The organism is Schaalia sp. lx-100, from assembly GCF_021083625.1.
Lineage (GTDB): Bacteria > Actinomycetota > Actinomycetes > Actinomycetales > Actinomycetaceae > Pauljensenia.
Map to the genome: position 1 here is coordinate 105,098 of NZ_JAJNRP010000006.1, position 20,297 is coordinate 125,394.

Consider the following 20,297-nt stretch of genomic DNA (forward strand, 5'->3'; position numbering starts at 1 on the left):
CATGAGCGAACAAGGAAACGATGCTTTTGAAGAAGCCTTTGCCAAACTGCTCGAAAGTGACACTGAGGGTTTGCTGGACGCTCCAGAAAAACCTCAACCTATCACCTCTGCTGATCGTTTAGAGCGGGCCTTCATGGAGATCGCGGAGTTCTACCGTGATCACGGACGAGTTCCCAGTTCCACGACCCATGACGTCAGCGAACGAAAGCTCGGCGCTAGACTCGATGGTTTCCGAGCGAACGAAGCAAAAGCTGAAGCCGTTGCTGACCTAGATGACTTTGGTCTGCTTGCTCCACCAGCCGCACCAGAAAACCTAGATGATCTGCTTGAAGCGGACGAGCTTGATCTGCTCGATAATAACGAGGACATCTTCGACGTTTCCTCACTGCCAGAGGTCAAACGCAACCTCGATGACGTAGAAATTGCCGTACGAGAAAAGGCCAAGGACTTCGAGAAATTTGAGCACTTGTTCAAAGCCAAACACGCAGAACTCGCCGCTGGTGACGCCGTCATCCTTCCCTTCAAAGGGGTATCCACAATAAAACCAGGAAGGTTTTTCATCCTCGGTGGCCTCATGCTCTTCATCGCGGAAATCGGCGAGGTCGAATACAAACACGTCGGTGGACGTGAGCGCCCTAAAGAACGACTGCGAGTCATCTTTGAAAACGGCACAGAATCTGCCATGTACAAGACATCTCTTTCGATCCGCATGGGAGAACAAAACGGGCGCGCCATAGCCCCGGCCAACCACACCATCGACATGACAGAACTGGGTGATGCGGACGTTGAAACTGGACATATTTACATACTCAAATCCTTAAGCCAAGATCCAACCATTAAAGGGATACCGCACCTGCATAAGATTGGATTTTGTACGACAACAGTTGAACAGCGCATTGCCAACGCGCAACACGATCCCACATATCTGATGGCACCTGTGGAAATTGTTGCAGATTACCGTGTCTACAATGTACGCCCCTCAAGGCTGGAAAATCTTATACACCGAGTCTTCGCAGACGTACGTTTAGACATGACACAGATCAACACTGACCGTGAATCCTATAACCCATCTGAATGGTTCATCGTTCCAGCACAGGTTATCGACCAAGCCGTGCAGATGATCATTAGTGGCGACATCACAGATTTCATCTATGACGAAGTTACGCAGTCCTTCAAATGGACAGGAAACCAGACTGCGAGTGAGTGACTAACTATCCCGGCGTGTGAAAAGTTAGCACGCCGATTTTTGGGTATGTGTATCCACGCTTCTACACTCCACACCAACACGGGCACTTCATGCCACTAACGACAGCCCTGCCAGACGTCATCCTCGACACATATTTCCCCTATTATGAACCCTGCTATACCTACATAGCTTCAGTTGAAGCGAATGGATTACCTATTTGAAATCTTTAATTTTATTTGATACATTTACTAAGGCTCGCTAATTTGCGAGCGGGAGCACTATATTCGCGTCATAGGTGACGGGAAAGGAGGTGAACCAATGAAGCTTAAAGAAAAGATTGCTTCCGTAGCACTCGTTGCAACTCTAGTTTTGGGAGGTGCGGGCACTGCTTACGCTGTTACCTTTGGGAACAATCTGAACGGTGCATCTTCGGTTGAGGTATTGCAAGTTAAGTACAATGGAGCGGCTTGGAACTATGCTGATTCAGGCTATAAGAACGCGTGGTTTAAGTACTCGCGTAACGGAAAAACTCTAATGTACAAGACTGTAAATCGAGGCCGTGTTACCGGTTCCGTTTGGGATAACCTTTGGGACTGGAGCAGGAACCAAACAACGAAGTTCAATTGGGGACACAGTAAATAGAACCAATTAAATAGTCCATGTTTATTGTTTTGGCGCGAGTCTAGTGCTTCTTACACATGAGCTAAAAGCATATATCGAACTTTGGTACGAGAGTTGCCTTTATGAAAAGCCTATTCGTGAAATCTCCGCTAAGGATGATGAGGCTCCTGAAACTGGGGTTTTTGTATATTGGATGTTTTTCGCTGTCAGGTTTTCTGCTTTTTGTTGAACATAAATCAAATCACTCCTATGTGATGATGAGATTTTTACGGTTTTTAATAGAGCACCAAGTCGTATTTATTCTAGCCTTTTCAGCAATTGTCATGATTTTCCATTATCAGCTCGTGAATGAAGCTAAGGACGAGGTGAAATGCAGGATAATCGTGGGGGATAGATTGCGGTTAATAAGGTTGAGATATGCTATTGCATGCTCAGTAGTTCTGGCTGCCTGTTTTGTCATGTGTATTGTCTTATTCTATATATTTTCATATTCTCTAAAGAACTGCTTCTACTTATCGACTGTTTTAGTTACTTATATTTTGCTTAGTTCATTATTACTGAGGGCAAAATGAAAGTTTTTAGATTTTTTCTAGTTCGCATATTTTTTAAGAAACCTATTGTTGCAGTGACTATGCTTGTATTGTTGTTAATGGCGAACTACATTGCGTTTTCAACGACTCGCACTATTGTTTCTACCAACGAGGGATACAGTCAAGTAAGCAGGCTAAATTCCGCGGGCGTTTATATTGCTAATTTGGACCCAAAATCAGATATTGATATCGACAGCATCGCGGCGCAATCTATGCAGGATGTATATGATCGTCTGAATAACAATTACCAGTATGGGTTATTTACGGATGGTTATATTGTTGATCTCAGGAATCGTAACGGCATCAAAGTGCCAGTGGCATACATGAATGAAAAGTATGCAGATCTCAACCCTTTTGAGTATGTGGATGGTAGTGGACTGACATTTCAATATTCGCTAGAAACTGAGACAGTGCTACCGGTTTTAGTTGGAAAAGGATTAGCTGAGGAATATCCGGTTGGCGCACAGTTTAGTGTTCATGATCCGGTATTAGATCGAAATATTGAGTTCAGAGTTTCTGGGATACTTAGACAGAATTCAGCCCATTCTAATCTGTATGCTCTTGATTCCAAGCAGTACTACAATTTTTCGATAGTTGTACCTGTCAACGAAACGTTTATCAAACAAGCTAGTATTCCATTCAAAATTAATGGATTGATGGATCTTGTAGTGACAGATACGAACAAGGAAGGCATATCCAAATTAGCTGACTGTATTTACAAGACAGTAGGAATTAAACTAAATTTCTTTAGTCAACAAGAAAACATTGATTTTTATAATGAGTATTTTGTCTCGTCACTATGGTTTTTGTTTATCGTAGCCGCTATTTTACTGGCGATTATTGTACTTGTATCCGTCTGGAGCTCGCTTGTAGCGGTGAAATTGATGATAAAAGATTTCGCTATCAATTTGTTAGTTGGCTTGAGTTATCGTGGAATTCGTAAAATTTTCTATGGCTATTATGTGATGCTATCGTCGATTTCTTTGGCGGGCATTTGTGCGGTAGCGACATGCTATCGATATCAGAGTTGGATTTCTAAAGATCCCTTGTTTATCACCTGTGGTTTTGCTGGCGGTTTAATCATGATGGATTGGGTCGCATTACTAGTCACTTTATTAAGCAATTTACTGTTTTCTTTGATTATCGTCCAAGTACTCATGTGGCGTATAAAACGCGTGCCGATCTCAGTGGGAGTATTGCAGTGATGAACGAAATCATCAATCTAGATATCGAACAGAAGATATACAAAAAGCGCACTTCAAGTGTTACCCTACTGCAAAATTTTTCATTGAATGTCCAAGAAGGGGAAAAAATTGCGATCGTAGGGGAGTCTGGTGCTGGAAAAAGTACGCTGTTAAACATCCTTGGCTTAATTGACCGCGACTATATTGGAACTTACCATCTCTCAGGCAGATTTGTAGCGGGGCTTTCTGATCGAGAATTGGCGGCTGCGCGGAACCAAAAAATTGGTTTCGTGCTGCAGGAATCAGCACTCATAAACTCACTGAGTTTAGCGGACAACATCAAATTACCTTTCCTTTATGCTAGAGAATCTAAGCGGCATTTATCCGAGCGATTTGATGAAGTAGTAACTGCTCTAAGGATCAACTCAATTCTCGGAAAGAAACCATTAGATTGTTCAGGCGGTGAGAAAGCGAGAGCTGTATTCGCGCGGGCAATCGTGATGAATCCAGAACTTGTTCTTGCTGACGAGCCTACCGCTTCCCTAGACGTTGAAAATCGAGACAGAATAATGGAATTAATTTTCAAACTTAATGAAGAAAATGGGGCGACCATTATTACGGTTACTCATGATCTTTACGTTGCTCAACAGCATGATCGTGCCATTACACTTCAACGAAAGGAAATCTGATGGGTTTTGCAGTCATGGTGCTTTCTGGCATCGTAGGAGTGACCTTGATTCTTTTAGGTGCATTAAAGGCTAAAGAAAACAAACTCTGGCTTTTTGCTTTACTGGCTGGGGTTTTAAGCTTCGCTTTTACTATTTGGCTTGCTTGGCCAAAGTAGATTAAGGCCCGGAAGTTATTTTGTGCTGGCAAATATGTACTCAGCGCAAAAGTAACCCCGAAACGCAGCCAGTGACTCACCTGCTCAACTGGATCGGTGGGTTTGTCTCATTACATCAGGCGCCATCGAGTTACTGTGAAGTGGCCGGAAGCACTGACTCGCGGCAGGCGAACCGAGTATCATTTCCCCCATTATCAAGCGAAAAGCGGATTAAAGAGCGGGCTCAACAGGGCGTTTCCTTGTATCCAAATTGTCTAGAAAGTATCTCATTTTTATAAGCCACAGTTTTTACGGCAACTGCCAGTGAATAGGGGAGGCGCCCTGCTGCTGAAGCAGCTCATTGACGCGGCTAAAAGGTCGTGACCCAAAAAATCCTCGATAAGCCGACAAAGGTGACGGATGAGCTGATTCAATAGTGGGAATAGCGCCAAGCTGGGATTTCAACGATTGTGCGTCGCGTCCCCACAAGATTGCCACCAGCGGAACAGGACGGCCAGCCTCATCTGTACGCGCCACCAATGCGTTGATTGCGCGTGAAGTGACTTCTTCCCACCCTCGACCACGGTGTGAAGCAGGTTGTCCCGGCTGAACTGTAAGAACACGGTTGAGTAAACACACCCCTTGGTGACACCACGGTGACAAATCACCACTGGAAGGCGCAGGCACCCCCAAATCCTGCTGTAATTCAGTGAAAATATTGATTAAAGATTTCGGCAGAGGCGTTCCTGGAGTGACAGAAAAACTTAACCCCATAGCATGACCCGGTGTGGGATACGGATCTTGACCCACAATCAAAACTTTGACCTGGTCAAATGGGAAAGTAAAAGCGCGTAAAACATCTGTACCTGCGGGAAGGTAACCGCGTCCTGCAGCTATTTCTTGACGCAGCATAATGCCAAGATCATGAATGAGAGGTTCAACAGGCGCTAAAGCCTGAGCCCAACCGGAATCAATAAGTTCTGCTAGAGGGCGCGGTGAAGAAGTCATAGCTTAAGTGTGCCGGAAAAATGTGTCACATCGTGGAAAGAAACGGGGAAAATAGGGTGAAAAACCCGAATGAAATTCGGCTCGCCCGTCTGAAACCATGCTGAAAAGCGTGAGAACAGTTAGTCTGTCCACGTGAGTTCACAATACCCTAAAGACGAATTTGACTATGCGGGCGAGGACATGCCGGTTGGAATCCATCGTCCACGGCCTTCAAAGTGGCGCTCAGTGTGGCCTTTCCTTGCCATCCTCGTTCTTGCCCCACTTTTAGGCTGGGGTGTGAGTACACTTCTGACCTCTCGCGGAGTCATTGCTCAAAATAATGGGACTACGGCTACTGTTGAACAGCCTGTGCAAACACAATCCGCCCAGTCAACGCAAACAAGCCAAACAGCGCAGAGCGCAAATGCAGCTCAATCTGCGCAATCGGCTCAAAGCGTAGCTTCGCGTGCTGAAACTCAGCAATCTGAACCAGCATCAGGATCACAGTCAGCGTCGGCACCTGCTCCTATTCGTAAAGATGCACGCATTTCAGTGCTGAATGGGACAGGACGTAATGGTTTAGCTGCCGCTAAAGCAGAGCAATTGCGTGGGGAAGGCTTTACCAATACCTCTGCAGGTAACGCGGATAACTGGGCTGCTACAGTCACCACGGTTTACTACAAAGATTCCGCTATGGAATCAACTGCGCGTGAAATTGCCAATGTGTTGGGGATTACTGAGGTCCACGCGGGCAATATTGGAGAGCCAGATATCGCTGTGCTTTTGCGGTAGGGCGCGCTTATTTTCTTTCTGTGAATGTGAAGCGGGTTGCGTGACTTTGGTCAGCAGCCCGCTTTCGTCTTGCACTCACAGGGTGAGAGTGCCAAACTTGCATTAGCACTCGCCTCGGCTGAGTGACAAAACATCCGGGTGTGGTGAGGTCTGGCGGTCTTTGTGAAAGGCACAAAGAAACGCGGATCGTCCGTCGCGGGCATCACCCCTAAATCCGCATCGCGGAAGGAAAATAAGATGGCAAAGATCATTCATTTTGATGAGGAAGCTCGTCGCGGCATGGAACGCGGTCTGAACCTCTTGGCCGATACTGTCAAGGTCACTCTTGGACCTAAAGGCCGTAACGTGGTTCTGGACAAGAAGTGGGGCGCTCCCGTTATTACAAAAGACGGTGTGTCCGTTGCAAAAGAAATCGACCTTGAAGATCCATTTGAGCGCATTGGTGCTGAACTGGTAAAGGAAGTAGCAAAAAAGACTGACGACGTTGCTGGCGACGGTACAACAACAGCAACAGTCCTTGCTCAAGCACTTGTACACGAAGGTCTGCGTAACGTAGCTGCCGGTTCCAACCCTATCGCCCTCAAGCGCGGTATCGATCAGGCTGTGGAAGCAATCGTTGCTCAGCTTCACAAGGACTCAAAGTCTGTTGAAACAAAAGAACAGATTGCAGCTACAGCATCTATTTCAGCAAACGATCCAGCAATCGGTCAGCTCATTGCTGATGCTTTTGAGAAGGTCGGCGCTGAAGGTGTTGTCACAGTAGAAGAAACCAACTCTTTTGAAACCACCTTGGAAACCACCGAGGGTATGCGTTTCGATAAGGGCTTTATTTCCGCCTACTTCGTCACTGACCCAGAGCGTCAGGAAGCTATTCTTGAAGATCCGTACATTCTTTTGGTGGACTCCAAGGTTGCTTCCCTGAAGGAACTGCTGCCGATCCTTGAAAAGGTCATGCAAACCGGCAAGCCACTGCTCGTGATTGCTGAAAATGTTGAAGGCGAAGCACTTACCGCGCTGGTCCTGAACAAGATGCGTGGCACATTCAAGTCCGTGGCCGTTAAAGCTCCTGGCTTTGGTGATCGTCGTAAGGCCATGTTGCAGGACATGGCAATCCTTACCGGTGGTCAAGTGATTTCTGAAACCGTTGGTTTGACACTCGAAAATGTTGAACTTGACCTGCTTGGTCGCGCACGTTCTGTGGTTGTGTCCAAGGATGAAACCACAATCGTTGAAGGCGCTGGCGATCGTGAGGACATTGATGCACGTGTCCGCCAGATCCGTCAAGAAATTGAGAGCACCGACTCTGATTACGACCGTGAGAAACTGCAGGAACGCTTGGCTAAACTTGCTGGCGGTGTCGCTGTGATTAAGTCGGGTGCGGCAACTGAGGTTGAACTGAAGGAACGTAAGCACCGCATTGAAGATGCTGTTCGTAACGCTCGTGCAGCAACTGAAGAAGGCTTGGTTGCAGGCGGCGGCGTGGCTCTTATTCAGGCTGCGAATACCGCTTTGGGTAGCATTGAGCTGACCGGTGACGAAGCAACAGGTGTCAACATTGTGCGCGTCGCTATTTCAGCTCCCCTCAAGCAGATCGCTGAAAACGCTGGCCTTGAAGGTGGCGTAGTTGCTGATCGCGTGGCAGGTATGGAACCGGGCTTCGGTTTGAATGCTGCAACTGGTGAGTACGGTGATCTGATGGCTCAGGGTATTTCTGACCCTGTGAAGGTTACCCGTTCAGCTCTGCAGAATGCTGCTTCAATTGCGGGCATGTTCCTGACAACTGAAGCTGTTGTTGCTGACAAGCCTGAACCGCCGGCTGCTGGCGCTGGTGAAGGCGCTGACATGGGCGGCATGTACTAAGAAAACTCGAACCTGTAGCTGCATATGCGCGTAATTATGCGGCTACGGGAATACTGAGTGAGGGCTGTGGGACTGGCTATTAAGCCAGTCCCACAGCTTATGTATGCGTCATACGTTAGCTTCCGTGTGCGCCATACGTCAGCGGTCGGTATGCCTGCGGTATGACACGTCGCAGCCGCCAGACTTGTCCGGCTCCTACGTGCAGGCTCATAGGCGATACGCGCCGCACCCTCATATACGCCTTCAAAAGAAGTGAACGAACGCATATGTTGCTGTGAACTGTGTGCTGTTGTGCTTTCACAATGAACAGGCTTTCACAGTAGCCTTACCATGACACGCCGACTTTTCCTTAGCGCTACCTTCAACTAAAAAGCGCAGCAGAACGCGACTCGGCATCAGAGTACACATGAGCAGCACTCAGTAATTGCTGACTGATGGTGTCAAGTACTTGCTCCACATGTATTTGAGTGCCCTGCCATTGCTCTACCGCTTGTGCGCACTGTGATTGAGCGATACCTGACCAGGACGCCTGTAAATCAATGAGCTGCGCGAGCATTGCAGATACTTCAGCGCGTATACGTTCGCTGGTTGTACTCACTTGTGCGGCTGCTTGAGCAACTCGTTCGGAATCCACTGTAAAAATTGCCATATTTCCTCCACTAAGTCAGAGCCACTTTTTATGACTCACAGTAAAAGGAAGATTAGAGCGAAAAAGTAACGGAAAGCCCAGTTCTGAGCGCACATGTGGACGTAGCGCGACACTGAAAGAAAGTGCTGTGGAAAGCACGCGCAAAAGCTGCCTATCAGCTTATAAACCTACATCCAATACGGTTCGTAAGCCTATGAGCATGTAAGTGAACAGATCATTCAGCAGGAGCCGGAGGTATATCCATCGTATCAATCGCAGTTTCTAAAGAGGAAGCGGAATCTTCTTCGCTTTCATCGTGGCTGCGCCGGTTATTTTCATGAGGGTGAATCACAGGTAAAGTACCCGTGGTCGTCGGCTCATCCGATGAAGTAACACACGCGTTCTTTTTTAATGGGCGGCGCCGAATAATTAACGTACCTGTTTCGCTCAGCTCCCCTTCAAACACAGGGAGAGCAACAGCAAAATCAGCAGGATCAGTTTCATCTTCAGCAGGATTATCCGGATCTTGATTGGCAATTAAAGAATCAAGTTTCGTTTTTTCGGCTTCAAGATTAGAACGCGCAAGATCTTCCCATTCACGGCCAAGAGGTGAACGGTAAATAGAATCTAAAGACAACAAACGACAAATAGCGCGACGACGTGCTCGCCAATACGTGAGGTCATCTAAATCCGAAAACTCCTCACGTAATGAAGCGCGATACTTCTTATAAATCTGCGGCGGGGAAGCTAAAAGCGCGCAATCTGAATCAATGAGAACCTGAGCATCGGAATCTGAACGTGAAGCACGATGCGTCACCAGTGCGTGAAGAAGCTCATGAATACGTGAAACAACATCGTCACTGACACCAAGAGTCGTTAAACGCTCAGTGGTGTGGTCAATGCATGGGCGGCAAATGAGTTCAGGATCTGCGCCAATAATACGTACCTCAAGTGCGCGATTGAGGAAAGCTCCGTGATACCAGAAAGCAATACGTAAAATATCAGGATCATGAGCAACCAGCGACAACTCGTCAATATGCGCAAGAACATTGATAAGGTGCTGAGAATTATGCAGATGACGACCTGGTTCATTCCAGCGTGACACGAGATCCCTAGCCTCTGCATACAGTGTGGGTGCAGGTGCAGTGGCGCCTATTTGTGTCATGGCTTCAACGAAAGCAGTGAAAAGCCACTGAGGTGCTTGAGCACCCATGTGATTGCTCCTGTCGAGATGATAGGTACGTACCGAGCCACTTTAAGCCACAAAAGATGACATTTCATGTTAGGTGGCGCGAGTCACGTAAATTTCATGTCTGTGTCAGGTCCGCGTGAGGTCGCTGGGGGCACGCTTAGTGAAGGCACGGATGAAGCCTGTGCAGGGGTACGCGCATTGTCAGCAGAAACCCCATGCTTCACAGGTTGCCTTAAAGGAAGTGTGATTCGCACAGTCAGGCCACCGCCTTGCGTTTTTGATAGGGCCGCCGTTCCATGATGAGCATTCAGAATCCCTGAAACAATAGCTAAGCCAAGGCCTGAGCCGCCTAATGAACGTGAACGTGAGTTTTCTGTCCGATAAAAACGTTCAAAAACTTTGTCGCGTTCTTGTGAGGCAACACCTGGACCGTGATCTCGAAATTCCACTACCGCATAGTCATCGTGTAATCCCAAAGCTAATTCAACGGGTGAACCTTGTGGCGTGTAACGAATGATATTGCCGACAAGATTTGTAAATACTTGCTGGAGGCGGTCACGGTCACCTTCAACAACTAATGACATGGGCGGGTTTTTTGACTTGAATGATATGAGCGAAACAGATCGTTCAGGATCAAGAGCCTGTAAGTCAAAAGCCGCATTATCAGCCATTTTACGCAGGTCAACAGAAGTAAACTCAAGTGCGCGGCCTTCATCTAAACGTGCCAAAGTCAGCAGATCTTCAACCAGAGAAGCCATGCGTGCTGATTCTGACTGAATACGTCCCATTACTTCAGGAGTGCGTTCTTGCGAGACTCCACCCATCGCGTAAAGCTCACAGTACCCACTGATAGCAGCAAGAGGGGTACGTAACTCATGTGAAGCATCGGACACGAATCGACGTATTTTTCGTTCAGTTCTTTTACGCGCACTAAATGACTGTTCAACTTGGGACAACATGGTGTTGAGCGAAAGCGCTAAAGACCCTACTTCCGTTGTGGAAGGTTGTGAACGTATGCGTTGTGTGAGATCACCGGCTGCAATCTTCCCAGCAGTGGACTCAATTTCACGCAGAGGAAGGAAAGTGCGACGCACAAGGTAACGGCCCAAAGCGCCTCCGCATATGATGATCCCCAGCGACGTGTAGATAATATAAAGCGCGGTATTACGTAGGGTGTGTTGAACATCAGCTAAAGGCAAGGCGATTGTCATTACTCCGACGGGAGAATGGGTTCCACTGGTAACTAAAGGAACAGCAATAGCTCGCCACGGTGTTCCTTCATGTGTGGATTCAACGGTTACAGGAGAGGTCCACCCATTTGCTGTTTCCGCTCTTTCACCAGGTTGTAGGAGGGTGGGAATAATTGGGGTTCCTGAGTGCTCTAAAGTGTCAGGTGAATAATGTTCTTCATCCGTACGGCCTACGATTGAACGGCGAATGTAGAAAAGAGAAGGCAACATCGCGTCATGTGAGTCGCTAATTCGTGAGGTTTGTTCGGCCATGCTCCGTGCGGAGGTGACCAATTGCTCATCGATTTGGCTGACAAGGTGACGTTGGAGTAAGCCAATCATGATTGTTCCGGTAAGCAAAAGCCCGGATGCTAACAGAACAACTATGAGAGTAACGAGTCGAGTTGCTAGAGGTTTAGCTTCCCAAATTTGCCGGATACGTGAAGGAAACACGTCCTAGTTTTCCTCACGTAAGATATAGCCGACTCCTCGTTTCGTGTGGATGAGTTCACCGCAAGCCCCATCGACCGCGAGTTTTCGCCGCAAATATGACACGTATGATTCCACAATGGCTACATCACCATCCCAGTCGTATTCCCACACGTGGTCGAGGATCTGCATTTTTGATACCACTCGCCCTTGATTAATAACGAGGTAGCGTAGGAGCTTAAATTCTGTGGGGGAAAGATCAACGAGTTGGCCGGCACGAGTCACTTCATGAGCGTCCTCGTCAATCACGAGATCAGATACGCGCAGTTTGCCATCATCTGCGTTATCAATCATGGTGCGACGGAGAATAGCTCGAATACGGGCAACGACTTCTTCTAAGCCGAATGGTTTAGTGACATAGTCATCGCCGCCGACAGTAAGGCCTTGGATTTTGTCACGCATATCGTCGCGGGCAGTGAGGAAAAGAACGGGGATTCGGATACCTGCTTCGCGTAAACGTCGAGTGACAGTGAAGCCATCCATATCCGGCAGCATGACATCGAGAACAATCAAGTCGGGTCGTTCTTCCACAGCTAAGTGGTAGGCGCTTGCGCCGTCCTCGGCTGAAACAACATCGAAACCTGCAAAACGTAATGAGGATGCGAGGAGGTCACGAATATTCGGTTCGTCGTCAACGACGAGGAGTTTTGCTTCGCCGGAGGATTCGGTTCCATTGATTCCCATGAGATGTATTCTTCTCCATGATCCTGAAAGTTACCTGAGAAAATAGCGCATGTATTCTTCGGGTTGGCTCGATGTGAATGAAATAAGGTACGGATAAGTAAAGATCATATAAAGTGTATATGTTACGTTCCGTATAAATACGTACATCACAGGAGGCATTATGTCGGATCCCTTCGCCCCTGAAGGGGTAGTTTTTACCCCTGTTTCACGTGAACTCATCAAAGTGCGATCGATTGGCCTCCTCATTACATATATGATCCTGTTAAGCGGATCAGTTGCCACTGGATTCCTGTTTTCATATTGGATTTTTATTGCAACAGGCATTTTCTTTTTTCTGGCTACCTGGCAAATATGGCTTGTTCGCCGCCAGGTCCGCGCACTGGGCTGGGCTGAAGGCAAGGAAGAATTCATGATTCGTAAAGGAATCATGTTCCGTTCCCTCACCCTCGTACCCTACGGTCGAATCCAATACGTCGATGTGAAAGAAGGGCCAATTGCGCGGCACTACGGCATCACAACGATCACCCTTCACACGGCCTCACCTGAAACAAGCGCAACCTTAGATGGAGTCCCAGCTAAGGAAGCCTCACGACTACGTGACCTCTTAGCCGAACGAGGCAGCGCCGAATTAGCGGGGTTGTGATCGTGACAGAAAACAACAACGAAACCACACGCGATGATAAAAAATCGCGCACTACCGTGCACGCAGTGGACGCAGGCGTTCCACCCGAACAATGGCGTAAGGTTCACCCGTTTTCTTTAGTTTTTAATGCGTGGAGCGCAATTGCAGCCCTCATAGCTTTTGTTACATACAAGAACTCTGAAGTCCTGCAGGACATTATGGAAAGCTCTGCGATCCGCGAAGGCAATATTTCACGGCTCATTATTATCGTAGCAGTGACGCTGCTTGGTATTCTCTTTCTCATTATTCTTGTCTCGTGGCTGTCATGGCGAGCAACCTCATGGGCGATCACAGATACGGCAGTATGGTTCCGCAGTGGCATACTTATGCGCTCACAACGTCATGCGCGTCTTGACCGTATCCAAGCAGTTGACATTACTCATCCTTTGCTTGGTCGGATTTTTGACCTCGGCCGCCTCAATATTGAGGTTGCTGGTGGGGCTAATTCAAACCTCACATTCGGTTTCCTCCGCACACATGAATTAGAAGAAGCGCGGGCAGAAATCCTCGCACGAGCAGCAGGAGTCCTTTTACCCTCTCAAAAAAAAGCGACACCAGACCAGCACTCACAGCAAGAACAGGGAGCGCTCGCTGACAATGCTGTTGCCTTGCAGGAAACACGTAGCATTCCTGCCCGCAGCCCTCAAATGACGACCCCTGCTCTTGAAGCACCTGAACGCGAACTGTACGCCCTTTCACCAAAAACACTGATGATGTCGCTGCTATGTTCCGGTGTTTTTATTGTAGGGATCCTCATGATCCTTGCTGGCTTCATCGCGGTAGGTATTTTGATCTACGCATACGGATGGGCGGGCCTATCCAGCATATTCTCGATAATCGTGCCATTTTCCGCTGTCGCAACGTACCTGTGGTCCCGTTTTGCTGGGGAATTCAACTTCCGTGCGGCAGTATCACCGGATGGTATTCGTGTGCGGAGTGGGCTCACAGAAACACGAGCGCAAACCATTCCTCCACGACGAGTACACACGGTGCGTATCTCGCAACCGCTGCTGTGGCGCTTCCTTGGCTTATACCGAGTCAATTCCAGTCAAGCAGGTTACGGTGGTGGCGACTCGCAAAACCACACGGGTGATCCAACAGTGTTGCTGCCCGCAGGTAACCGTCAAGACGCAGAACTGGCTTTATGGCTGATTATTCGTGACCTCGGCGTGAATGACCCGCAGGCATTCCTTGAAGAAGCATTCAACGGGCAACGCGAAGGACGCTATTTCACTGCCATTCCTGAACGTGTGAAACGTCTGGATCCTTTCTCATATAAGCGCCGCGCTTTCGCCTTAACAGACAGCATGTTTGTTATCCGTGACGGATGGCTGAACCGTGAGATAACATTCCTGCCGATTGAAAGGCTTCAATCCATCACAGTTGAACACGGGCCATGGTTGCGCTCTTTAGGGATTGTGAATATGCACGTACATACAGTACAAGGCATCGCTCAGGCTCACGCTTACCATGTTGATCGTGAAATTGCGGCCACCATTATCCCCGAATTAACTGAACGCGCTCGAAAACGCCGTGCAAGTGAACCGCCAGAAAAATGGATGCTTCGAGTTGCAGTATCACCTTTCCGCACTGAGTCGAAAAATACGCAAGACCCTACGTGTGCTACGCCCGCTGGCGGCCCTGATGTGACAGGGCAGGCTACGCAAAGCCAACAGGACGAGCAGGGTGGTGCTCCTGCCGTATCCGCGCCCTCAGGTTCTTGAGAAACCAGAGAATAAGCTCATGACGCGCATAGAAAACCCCAATCGTTTAGGGGTTGGTGTTATTGGCATGGGACATGTTGGTCCGGTCATTGCTTCAGCTTTACGGGCAGCAGGCCACAGTATCATTGGTGTTTCAGCATCATCTGAGGCTTCACGTGAACGAGCGCAGGACATGCTGCCGAATATTCCGATTCTGGCAATCCCTGACATCGTTGAACGCAGCGAAGTGGTGATACTTGCTGTCCCTGATGACGCTATTGCTCCCCTTGTTCACGGCCTTGCAGAGCTTCAAGCGTGGCATCCGGGACAGATGGTTGTCCACCTATCAGGCGCACATGGCATATCAGTTTTAGAACCAGCAGCACGTTGCGGTGCGATCACATTAGCTATTCACCCAGCTATGACTTTTACAGGTACCTCTATAGACGTATCCCGTTTGGTGGGAACACCATTTGCAGTCACAGCTTCGATGCTTGCCAGACCTATCGGCCATGCGCTTGTTTTAGAAATGGGCGGTGAACCTGTTGATGTGGCTGAAAAAGACCGTGCCTTGTACCATGCGGCACTCACACATGGGGCAAATTTTTTAACAACGATCGCCCTGCAATCAGTTGAACTTTTACGCTTGGCTGGAATTGAAAACTCAGGTTCGTATGTGCAGCCCTTATTTTCAGCTGCTCTGGATCGTGCCCTACGTGAAGGCTTGAGCGCGGTTTCTGGTCCCATTCCGCGTGCTGATTCAGGGACTATTACCACTCATACACGTGTTTTAGGGCAGGCTGTGCGCGCTCACTGTGACGATCAGGAAAATCCTGTTATTTCCAGTGCCCGCGACACCTACACTTCAATGACCCGTCACACCGTTCAGATGCTTCATGATGCGGGGCGACTCTCAGATACTGCTGCCGATGAAATTCTTGCGGCCTTACATGAAGATGATCTGCTTGAGGGGCCTCCTGAGCTTATGTGACCTGCCTCAGGTGATGTTCGTATGCGCTTGATATGCTCTGGCCTGTGACACCGTGGATTTTGCTTAGTGGAGTAGCCGGCCTCGCCATGTAACCGCGTCAGCGCCTGAGTGTTTCATAAACGCAAACGGCTTTGCTGCCCTTGAATGAAACTGAAACCGTGATATATAGCGCACTGTCACCCCTGTGCTGCCCGTGGGGGTAGACAATATTCCTATGACACGAAAGCCGCTCCTGACGCATACACGTGACGAGTTCATAACAGCCCGCGCCGCCTTGAGCGGACGCACGGCCTTAGTGATGACGATGGGTGCTTTACATGAGGGGCACCTTCAGCTTGTACGTGAAGCACATAAGGTTGCTGACCATGTGATAGTGACGATTTTTGTGAACCCTACACAATTTGCTCCGGGCGAGGATTACGAAGCGTATCCGCGTACTTTGGCAGCTGATATGCAGGCTCTCGCAGGTGTAGGCGCTGACCTTGTATGGGCGCCGCGTGTGGAGGACATGTACATAACCGCGCCGCATATCACGATAGATCCAGGACCGGTCGCCCATTCTTTAGAGGGCTCTACACGTCCCACTCATTTTGCGGGAGTCGCCTTAGTTGTCACGAAGGCTTTGAATATTATTCGACCAAGCGTTGCTTTATTTGGTGAAAAAGACGCGCAACAGTTAGCTGTGATTCGTTCAGTTGTGGCTGATTTAGATATTCCGGTTGAAATTATTGGTGTGCCGATTGTGCGCGATACAGACGCAGTAGCATTATCCAGTCGGAATCAATATTTGACGCAGGAACAGCGCGTCCACGCGCAGGCTTTGTCGCGTAGCCTACGTGTAGGACAACAAAAGGCACGCAGTGGGGCTGGGGTGCATGAAATTGTTCAAGCTGCTCATCAGGTTTTATTAGCTGAAGAAAGCGTTGACGTTGACTATGTAGCACTGGTGGAAGAAACAACTTTCCGCGTGCTCTGCCGCGTCCAAGGAAATGAATCAGCAGATGAAAATATGACGGTAGTGAAAGATTTGCATGAGGGCGTATGCTTCGATCAGTTAGAAGGCCATAGGACTCATAGCGCTGATGGGCTATATCGACTGCTGGTTGCGGCTCGTGTGGGCAGCACACGTTTAATTGATAATTGTCTGCTTGGCTGATGTACGTCATGTGAACAGGATGAAAATGAGTGAAGTAATGCGCCCCATGATTCAGGGGAAAATTCATCGTGCAACAGTAACGGCTGCTGACCTGCACTATGTAGGCTCTGTTACGGTTGACGCAGATTTACTTGATGCCGCTGATATTGTCGCAGGCCAGCAGGTTGATATTGCTGATATTACTAACGGGAATCGTTTAACGACCTACACAATAGCCGGTCCTCGGGGGTCGGGTATCATCCAACTGAACGGGGCAGCAGCTCACTTGGTGGATGTGGGAGATCTGGTCATTATCATGGCGTACTGCCATGTTCCGCAGTCGCAGGTCGGCACTTGGAAGCCCAGCGTAGTTTTCGTGGATGCAAATAATCGGATAATTGAGGTAGGAAATCACCCGGGGTATGTTCCTGAAGAAAATCCTCGCGCCCAAGAATTAGGTATTCAATCATCAGGGGGCAAGAGCTAGATTCTGCGCTGTTTTATGCATATGCGTGTCGTGCTAATCGAATAGCTATCGGTATCACAGGTTGTATATGACTAGGGCAGAGGTCGTTGTCATTGGTAGGCTTGCTCTGTGACTGAAGCGACGCATACATCTGATTCCCATAGTGAAAACGAAAATTCGGTGACGGCTGGGCTGGCTGTTACCCCCGATAGTGAGGAAACACCGGAACAAGTCCGTGTTCGTGCTGATAAACGCGCACGCCTGTTGGCTGATGGGCAAGAAGCCTATCCGGTTGTCCTACCGATTACATCATCTATTGCTGAGATACGTGAAAAATACGCGCACCTTGTTGCAAATGACGAAACGCAGGACTATGTGGGTATCGCTGGCCGCGTTGTGTTGGCACGTAACAGTGGAAAATTGTGTTTCGCAACCCTCATGGATGGGGCAGGGACACGTATCCAAGTCATGCTGTCAGCAGCGGAAGTGGGCGTAGAATCCTTAGCTCAATACAAAGCAGATGTTGATTTGGGCGATCATTTATTTGTTCACGGTCGCGTTATTTCGTCCCGCAGAGGTGAATTATCTGTTCTGGCTTGCACGGGGACTGCTCCCGAGGGCTTATTTACGCCAGGTATTGAGCCTGGCTCGCCGGTTCCGGCATGGCAACTTGCTGCGAAATCTTTACGTCCTTTACCAAAGACTTATATCGCACAGGATGGAACCGAGGTTTCTCTTTCGGAGGATATGCGGGTACGTCGGCGTTACCTCGATATGATTATTCGTCCGGCGGCACGTGACATGGTACGTATGCGCGCTCGCGTGGTGAAGTCTTTGCGTGATTATTTTGACGAGGCAGGCTTCGTTGAAATTGAAACACCTATGCTGCAGAACTTGCATGGTGGCGCGGCTGCGCGGCCTTTTAGTACGCATATGAATGCGTATGATACGGAATTATTCTTACGTATTGCTCCGGAATTATTCTTAAAACGCGCTGTTGTGGGCGGTGTGGATAAGGTCTTTGAGATTAACCGGAATTTCCGTAATGAGGGTGCCGATTCCTCACACTCACCTGAATTCACAATGCTTGAAGCATATGAAGCATATGGTTCCTATGACACGATGGCTCGTCGCACCCGTGAATTTATTCAGAAAGCAGCTCGTGACGCTTTGGGAACAGAGGTTGTTACCTTACCGGATGGGTCCACATATGATTTGTCTGGTTCATGGAAAGAAATCAGCCTATATGAAGCGACTTCGCAGGCTTTAGGTCAGCAGATTAGCCCGCAAACTTCACGTGAGGATCTGGTGCGGATCGCTGAGGGCTTAGGGGAAGATATTCCCGATCACTGGGTGAATGGCAAGATCGCTGAGGTTATTTTTGAGGCCACAGTGGGGGATTCTTTGTGGGAGCCGACATTTGTGCGTGATTTCCCTGAGGATTCAAGTCCGCTTACTCGTGGTCACCGTTCAAAGCCCGGTGTGGTGGAAAAATGGGACTTGTATGTTCGTGGCTTTGAGTTAGCGACGGCGTATTCTGAACTTGTCGATCCTGTGATTCAGCGTGAGCGTTTTGAATCTCAGGCGTTGGCTGCGGCTAATGGTGATCCTGAAGCCATGGTTTTGGATGAGGATTTCTTGATGGCAATGGAATACGGTATGCCGCCGGCAGGTGGTATGGGTATGGGCTTGGATCGTTTGCTGATGGCCCTGACAGGTCAAGGGATCCGTGAAACTATTACTTTCCCGTTAGTGAAGCGCCTGTAAATACCAGGTCGCAGGTTTCAAACGTTTACGGGGTGCCTTTTGCGGGAATGTGAAAGGCACCCTGAGTTTGTGGCCCGGTCTACCTGTCCTTGTGCCCGTGTTGTGTGGGTTTTTGCTAGCTTGCGCCTCCACCTGTCACTGTGCCTGTTTTTCTCCTTTCTTGCGCTACTTTTGGCCTATAGCTCAGTTTTTGTGTGCAGATAGTAACTTTTGTGTGACTGAATGTATTTCTTTTGTGGAGTAAAAAGGCGTTGAATACTATGTTTCGCTAAGCTTGGCCCTGCAAATCAATGAAAGGTAAGTACATGAGTAATCCGAATGATCTGGAAAATACCCCAGTCCACTCTGATGGTGAGCAGTCGCAGTCTGGATCTTTTGTTCCGGTAGCTGAAGAAAATGGCGCGTATCCTGCTGACACTACTTCACAGATGCCACCGGCTTCAGACCATTACGGGCAACAATTCATGTATCAGCAGCCTGCAGTGCAAAAAACAAGTGTTCTGGCAATTGTTGCGCTGATTTTGGCTTTCTTTGTTCCGCCAGTGGGTTTAATTATCGGCATTATTGCTTTAGTGAAGTTAAAGTCAAGCGGTGAAAAAGGCCGCGGTCTTGCAATTTCAAGCATTGTTGTCAGCGTTATCTCCATGATTTTGTCAATTGTGATGATCGTGATGATGCTGAAAGTGTTTTCGCAGTTACAGCAGGGGATTGAAGCAAATCCTCATGTTTTTATGAATGAGCAGAGTGCTTTACGTTCTGATGATGATACGGAAAAACTTTTGGGTGATGCTGCTCGGGTATGGCAGGAAGATCCTGAGGAATCCGCACATATGAATGTGAATGAATGGCTTGAAACTGCTGAAGGTCACCTTTTTGTTGATGGTGTAAAGCAAGGGGCAGGCGAGAATGCTGATAAGGTCACCATTTCGGCTGTGGGTGATTCGACCTTGCGTATTGACTTTATTAACCCGGATTTGGTGGCAGATGAAATGCCAGAAAGTGCGCGCGCTGAACTGAAAGAGAATCTGAATCACTTGGCTGACAGTATTGACCTGACTGAGATTCCTCGAATAAAGGATGCGAAAATTCAGGTTCGTATGCTTGATGATTCGGGAAATGTTATTGCTTCCTCTGGTGAGTAATGTGATCTGTTCCGGGTCTTGTCCCTGCTCCTAATCTTGGTTGGGGTTGGTGCTATGCCGATGGTAGTCATACGTTATGTGTGGCTGCCATCTTTCTTTTGTTGCCCTACTTTAATGTCCCGGTATACCGGTGTATGGGGCTGTGT

General features: G+C 48.4%; 19 protein-coding genes. 14 read left to right on the forward strand and 5 right to left on the reverse strand.

Annotated features, from left to right (window positions below; translation table 11 throughout):
- Position 1 precedes the first annotated feature (1 nt).
- The 5 genes from LRP54_RS05580 (at position 2) to LRP54_RS05600 (ending at position 4,425) form a co-directional block, all read left to right on the forward strand.
- Positions 2 to 1,207 (forward strand): GIY-YIG nuclease family protein, encoded by a 1,206-nt coding sequence (locus tag LRP54_RS05580; RefSeq protein WP_231235305.1) that lies wholly within the window; start codon positions 2 to 4, stop codon positions 1,205 to 1,207.
- Between the two features lie 297 nt (positions 1,208 to 1,504).
- Positions 1,505 to 1,828: a hypothetical protein gene (locus tag LRP54_RS05585; RefSeq protein ID WP_231235306.1), complete on the forward strand. Its 324-nt coding sequence runs from the start codon at positions 1,505 to 1,507 to the stop codon at positions 1,826 to 1,828.
- 604 nt (positions 1,829 to 2,432) lie between these two features.
- Entirely contained in the window at positions 2,433 to 3,602 is a 1,170-nt protein-coding gene (locus LRP54_RS05590; protein ID WP_231235307.1) for a hypothetical protein, read from the forward strand.
- Positions 3,602 to 4,270 (forward strand): ABC transporter ATP-binding protein, encoded by a 669-nt coding sequence (locus LRP54_RS05595; protein ID WP_231235361.1) that lies wholly within the window; start codon positions 3,602 to 3,604, stop codon positions 4,268 to 4,270. The genes LRP54_RS05590 and LRP54_RS05595 overlap by 1 nt, the downstream gene beginning before the upstream one ends.
- On the forward strand, positions 4,270 to 4,425 hold the full coding sequence (locus LRP54_RS05600; RefSeq protein ID WP_231235308.1) for a hypothetical protein: 156 nt from the start codon (positions 4,270 to 4,272) through the stop codon (positions 4,423 to 4,425). Before LRP54_RS05595 ends, LRP54_RS05600 begins: the two co-directional genes overlap by 1 nt.
- A 288-nt stretch (positions 4,426 to 4,713) precedes the next feature.
- Here the strand turns inward: LRP54_RS05600 and LRP54_RS05605 are convergent, their stop codons facing one another.
- The gene (locus LRP54_RS05605; RefSeq protein ID WP_231235309.1) at positions 4,714 to 5,412 is read right to left on the reverse strand and encodes a uracil-DNA glycosylase; all 699 of its coding nucleotides are present in this window, start codon (positions 5,410 to 5,412) and stop codon (positions 4,714 to 4,716) included.
- Between the two features lie 132 nt (positions 5,413 to 5,544).
- On the opposite strand from LRP54_RS05605, the gene LRP54_RS05610 reads away from it, so the two are divergent.
- Both LRP54_RS05610 and groL read left to right on the forward strand, forming a co-directional pair.
- Positions 5,545 to 6,183: a LytR C-terminal domain-containing protein gene (locus tag LRP54_RS05610; protein WP_231235310.1), complete on the forward strand. Its 639-nt coding sequence runs from the start codon at positions 5,545 to 5,547 to the stop codon at positions 6,181 to 6,183.
- Positions 6,184 to 6,420: 237 nt separating this feature from the next.
- A complete protein-coding gene (gene groL / locus LRP54_RS05615; RefSeq protein WP_231205583.1) occupies positions 6,421 to 8,043 on the forward strand; it encodes a chaperonin GroEL in 1,623 nt (540 codons plus the stop codon).
- 361 nt (positions 8,044 to 8,404) lie between these two features.
- On the opposite strand, the gene LRP54_RS05620 is transcribed toward groL, so the two are convergent.
- The 4 genes from LRP54_RS05620 to LRP54_RS05635 all read right to left on the reverse strand — a co-directional run bounded on the left by LRP54_RS05620 (position 8,405) and on the right by LRP54_RS05635 (position 12,265).
- Positions 8,405 to 8,692 (reverse strand): WXG100 family type VII secretion target, encoded by a 288-nt coding sequence (locus tag LRP54_RS05620; protein WP_231205582.1) that lies wholly within the window; start codon positions 8,690 to 8,692, stop codon positions 8,405 to 8,407.
- 214 nt (positions 8,693 to 8,906) lie between these two features.
- On the reverse strand, positions 8,907 to 9,884 hold the full coding sequence (locus tag LRP54_RS05625; protein ID WP_231235311.1) for an HD domain-containing protein: 978 nt from the start codon (positions 9,882 to 9,884) through the stop codon (positions 8,907 to 8,909).
- An 83-nt stretch (positions 9,885 to 9,967) separates the two neighbouring features.
- Positions 9,968 to 11,545, reverse strand: coding sequence for a sensor histidine kinase (locus LRP54_RS05630; RefSeq protein WP_231235312.1), 1,578 nt, complete (start codon positions 11,543 to 11,545; stop codon positions 9,968 to 9,970).
- Between the two features lie 3 nt (positions 11,546 to 11,548).
- Positions 11,549 to 12,265 (reverse strand): response regulator transcription factor, encoded by a 717-nt coding sequence (locus tag LRP54_RS05635; RefSeq protein WP_231205579.1) that lies wholly within the window; start codon positions 12,263 to 12,265, stop codon positions 11,549 to 11,551.
- A 160-nt stretch (positions 12,266 to 12,425) separates the two neighbouring features.
- Between LRP54_RS05635 and LRP54_RS05640 the strand changes: the two genes are divergently transcribed.
- The 7 genes from LRP54_RS05640 (at position 12,426) to LRP54_RS05670 (ending at position 20,151) form a co-directional block, all read left to right on the forward strand.
- Complete coding sequence (locus LRP54_RS05640; protein WP_231235313.1) at positions 12,426 to 12,908, forward strand: PH domain-containing protein; 483 nt, start codon at positions 12,426 to 12,428, stop codon at positions 12,906 to 12,908.
- Positions 12,909 to 12,973: 65 nt separating this feature from the next.
- Complete coding sequence (locus LRP54_RS05645) at positions 12,974 to 14,671, forward strand: PH domain-containing protein (RefSeq protein ID WP_231235314.1); 1,698 nt, start codon at positions 12,974 to 12,976, stop codon at positions 14,669 to 14,671.
- Between the two features lie 19 nt (positions 14,672 to 14,690).
- The gene (locus tag LRP54_RS05650; RefSeq protein ID WP_231235315.1) at positions 14,691 to 15,641 is read left to right on the forward strand and encodes a Rossmann-like and DUF2520 domain-containing protein; all 951 of its coding nucleotides are present in this window, start codon (positions 14,691 to 14,693) and stop codon (positions 15,639 to 15,641) included.
- Between the two features lie 214 nt (positions 15,642 to 15,855).
- The gene (gene panC, locus LRP54_RS05655) at positions 15,856 to 16,797 is read left to right on the forward strand and encodes a pantoate--beta-alanine ligase (RefSeq protein ID WP_231235316.1); all 942 of its coding nucleotides are present in this window, start codon (positions 15,856 to 15,858) and stop codon (positions 16,795 to 16,797) included.
- Between the two features lie 25 nt (positions 16,798 to 16,822).
- Positions 16,823 to 17,263, forward strand: coding sequence for an aspartate 1-decarboxylase (gene panD / locus LRP54_RS05660; RefSeq protein ID WP_231235317.1), 441 nt, complete (start codon positions 16,823 to 16,825; stop codon positions 17,261 to 17,263).
- A gap of 159 nt (positions 17,264 to 17,422) precedes the next feature.
- Positions 17,423 to 19,009, forward strand: a complete 1,587-nt coding sequence (locus LRP54_RS05665; protein ID WP_231205783.1) for a lysine--tRNA ligase — start codon at positions 17,423 to 17,425, stop codon at positions 19,007 to 19,009.
- A gap of 305 nt (positions 19,010 to 19,314) precedes the next feature.
- Positions 19,315 to 20,151 carry a DUF4190 domain-containing protein gene (locus LRP54_RS05670; RefSeq protein WP_231235318.1) on the forward strand — a complete coding sequence of 279 codons (837 nt, stop codon included), beginning with the start codon at positions 19,315 to 19,317 and terminating at the stop codon, positions 20,149 to 20,151.
- The last annotated feature ends 146 nt before the right edge of the window (positions 20,152 to 20,297 follow it).

What these genes read in the sequence shown, in the direction of transcription:
- LRP54_RS05670 (WP_231235318.1), top strand. Translation starts at nt 19,315, where the DNA reads ATGAGTAATCCGAATGATCTGGAAAATACCCCAGTCCACTCTGATGGT.
- LRP54_RS05640 (WP_231235313.1), top strand. Translation starts at nt 12,426, where the DNA reads ATGTCGGATCCCTTCGCCCCTGAAGGGGTAGTTTTTACCCCTGTTTCA.
- LRP54_RS05595 (WP_231235361.1), top strand. Translation starts at nt 3,602, where the DNA reads ATGAACGAAATCATCAATCTAGATATCGAACAGAAGATATACAAAAAG.
- LRP54_RS05580 (WP_231235305.1), top strand. Translation starts at nt 2, where the DNA reads ATGAGCGAACAAGGAAACGATGCTTTTGAAGAAGCCTTTGCCAAACTG.
- LRP54_RS05625 (WP_231235311.1), bottom strand. Translation starts at nt 9,884, where the DNA reads ATGGGTGCTCAAGCACCTCAGTGGCTTTTCACTGCTTTCGTTGAAGCC.
- LRP54_RS05620 (WP_231205582.1), bottom strand. Translation starts at nt 8,692, where the DNA reads ATGGCAATTTTTACAGTGGATTCCGAACGAGTTGCTCAAGCAGCCGCA.
- LRP54_RS05600 (WP_231235308.1), top strand. Translation starts at nt 4,270, where the DNA reads ATGGGTTTTGCAGTCATGGTGCTTTCTGGCATCGTAGGAGTGACCTTG.
- panC (WP_231235316.1), top strand. Translation starts at nt 15,856, where the DNA reads ATGACACGAAAGCCGCTCCTGACGCATACACGTGACGAGTTCATAACA.
- LRP54_RS05635 (WP_231205579.1), bottom strand. Translation starts at nt 12,265, where the DNA reads ATGGGAATCAATGGAACCGAATCCTCCGGCGAAGCAAAACTCCTCGTC.
- LRP54_RS05650 (WP_231235315.1), top strand. Translation starts at nt 14,691, where the DNA reads ATGACGCGCATAGAAAACCCCAATCGTTTAGGGGTTGGTGTTATTGGC.
- panD (WP_231235317.1), top strand. Translation starts at nt 16,823, where the DNA reads ATGAGTGAAGTAATGCGCCCCATGATTCAGGGGAAAATTCATCGTGCA.
- LRP54_RS05585 (WP_231235306.1), top strand. Translation starts at nt 1,505, where the DNA reads ATGAAGCTTAAAGAAAAGATTGCTTCCGTAGCACTCGTTGCAACTCTA.
- LRP54_RS05605 (WP_231235309.1), bottom strand. Translation starts at nt 5,412, where the DNA reads ATGACTTCTTCACCGCGCCCTCTAGCAGAACTTATTGATTCCGGTTGG.
- groL (WP_231205583.1), top strand. Translation starts at nt 6,421, where the DNA reads ATGGCAAAGATCATTCATTTTGATGAGGAAGCTCGTCGCGGCATGGAA.